At 63.2% G+C, this 2,982-nt stretch carries 1 protein-coding gene; it reads left to right on the top strand.

The genetic code is table 11. The annotated features are described in order from the left end of the window. Positions 1 to 174: 174 nt before the first annotated feature. Positions 175 to 2,982, top strand: a 2,808-nt coding sequence (gene tssH, locus ACXJ7R_RS28945; protein ID WP_457154817.1) for a type VI secretion system ATPase TssH, incomplete at its 3' end; no start/stop codon positions are given.

The following is a 2,982-nucleotide window of genomic DNA, read 5'->3' as shown; positions in this document are numbered from 1 at the left end:
TATCACACGGTTGTACTTTACCACAATTCAACGACTGCTCAAAAATTAACAGAAGCTAAATGCGACCTTCTTGAGTACCGGCTGACTGCGCATCTAGCCTCGTCCATCACGCACTTTGTCAATCGGCGGCTTCTGTGGCAGGTTATCGACTGGCAGATTGCAGGAGCACGTTCGATGGAACAGCGCCGGTCGTCGCAGAGCTTCAAGCGCAAGGAACTGGTCGGCAAGCTCAATCCTGTGGGGGTGCGCGCCTTCAAGGCCGCGGCCGATACGGCCAAGCTGCGCGGCAATCCTTACGTCGAACTCGTCCACTTCATCGAGCAACTGGTGCTTTCCGACCGCTCGGATGTGCAAATGATAGTCGCCGATGCGGGACTGGATGCGAGCCGGCTCACCGGCGATATGACCCGCGCCGTCGACAAGCTGCCTTACGGCGCTACGTCGATAGAGGAATTTTCCGACCATATCTTCCACGCTATCCAGGAAGCCTGGAACCTGGCGACGCTGGAATTCGGCGTCGAGGAAGTCCGCAGCGCACATATTCTCCTTGCCTGCCTGAAGACGCCGGTGCTGGAAGGCCTGCTGTCGAAAATCAGTTCCGAGTTCGACAAGATCGACGCCGACGCGGTCATCGCGCGGTTCGCCGATGTCATGGAAGGTTCGCTCGAAGCCGGCGCGGCCATCGCGGTTCCCACGGCCGAAACGCCGAAGCGGGCTCCGGGCGGGGATTCTGCACTGGCGAAATACGCCACCGACCTGACCCAGCGCGCCCGCGACGGCAAGATCGATCCGGTCGTCGGTCGCGATCCGGAGATCAGGCAGATTGTCGATATCCTGATGCGACGCCGGCAAAACAACCCGATCCTGACCGGTGAGGCCGGCGTCGGCAAGACGGCGGTCGTCGAGGGCTTTGCCTTGCGCATCGCCCAGGGCGACGTGCCGCCCACGCTGCAGGATGTCAGTGTCCGCATGCTCGATGTCGGATTGATGCAGGCGGGTGCAAGCGTGAAGGGTGAATTCGAAAAACGGCTGAAGGCTGTCATCGACGAGGTTCAATCGTCCGAAACGCCGGTCATCCTGTTCATCGACGAAGCCCACACCTTGATCGGCGCCGGCGGCGCGGCAGGAACGGGCGATGCCGCCAATCTCCTGAAACCGGCGCTGGCGCGTGGCGAACTTCGCACCATCGCGGCAACGACCTGGGCAGAATACAAGCAGCACATCGAGAAAGACCCGGCGCTGACCCGCCGTTTCCAGGTGGTGAAAATCGACGAGCCGTCGGAGGCGGTGGCGGTTCTGATGTTGCGCGGTGTGGCCGGCGTCTTGGAGCAGCACCACAAAGTGCAGATACTGGATGAGGCGATCGAGGCGGCGGTCGGCCTGTCGCATCGCTACATCCCGGCGCGGCAACTGCCCGACAAGGCGGTGAGCCTTCTCGACACCGCATGCGCCCGTGTCGCCATATCGCAGCATGCCACGCCGGCCGAGGTCGAAGACATCATGCGTCGCCGCCAGGCGCTGGAGGTCGAGCACGGCATCATCGGCCGCGAGGCCGCGATCGGCATCGAAGTGGCCGAGCGCCAGGCACGGGTCGACACCGGCCTTGCCGAAACCGAGGTCACGCTGGCCGCAGCGCAACAACGTTGGGATCGGGAAAAGGCCCTGGTTGCCGAGATACTCGAATTGCGCGCCCGGCTGCGCGGCGAGGGTGTGCCGCTCGATGCTGTGGAGACGCCTGAGGCGAATGCCGGGACGGCAGGCGCGGACGCCGCGGAGACTGCGCCGCCCAATACCGCAACACCCCAAACCGAAACGCAAAAGACCGAGACGCCCAAAACCAAAACGGCAAAGACCAAAACGGCCAAGGCCGACGTGGAGACACCGGCGGCAAACGCTCCTCCACCCGAACCGGGCGCCGATCTCGCCCGGCTGCGCGAACTGATGGCCGAACTCGCCGAGGCGCAAGGCGAAACGCCGCTGATCCTGCCGTCGGTCGACCGCAACGCCATAGCGGCGGTCGTTCAGGACTGGACGGGAATCCCGACCGGGCGGATGCTGTCGAGCCAGACCGAAAAGGCGCTGCGGCTCGCCGCGACCCTGTCCGAACGCGTGGTCGGCCAGGATCACGCCATGGAGATGATCGCCAAGCGTGTGCAGACCAGCCGCGCCGGGCTCGGCGCGCCGGAAAAACCGGTGGGCGTGTTCCTGCTCTGCGGTCCCTCAGGCGTCGGCAAGACCGAAACTGCATTGGCGCTGGCCGAAACGCTCTACGGGGGCGAACAGAACCTGATCTCGATCAACATGTCCGAGTTCCAGGAGGCACATACGGTCTCTACCTTGAAGGGCGCTCCGCCCGGATATGTCGGCTATGGCAAGGGTGGAATCCTGACCGAGGCCGTCCGCCGCAAACCCTATTCGGTGATCCTGCTCGACGAGGTCGAGAAGGCGCATCCGGACGTGCACGAAATCTTCTTCCAGGTTTTCGACAAGGGCATGATGGACGACAGCGAGGGCCGGCGCATCGATTTCAAGAACACGCTGATCCTGCTCACCTCGAATGTCGGCTCGGAGGTCATCATGGATCGGACCAGGAACGGCACGCTACGGGCCGGGCTCGACGATCTTGACACCGCCTTGCGCAGCCCGTTGCTGAAGGTCTTCCCAGCGGCCTTTCTCGGCCGGGTGGTGACCATTCCTTACTATCCGCTCTCGGATTCCATGATCGAAGCGATCACCCGCCACCAGTTCGCCAAGATCGCCCGCCGGCTACGCGCAACCAACGACGCGGAATTGGTGATCGGCGAAGGTGTCATGGACCTGGTCAAGGCCCGCTGCACCGAGATCGAATCCGGCGGGCGGATGATCGATGCCATCCTGACCAACACGCTTCTACCGGAATTGAGCCGCGGCGTGCTGAACCGGTCGCTCGGGGGCGAAAAGATGACGAAGGTGACAGTCGGCGCCTCCAAGGAGGGCTTCACC

Source organism: Mesorhizobium sp. P5_C1, from assembly GCF_054049815.1.
This window is presented reverse-complemented; position numbering and strand designations above follow the sequence as displayed.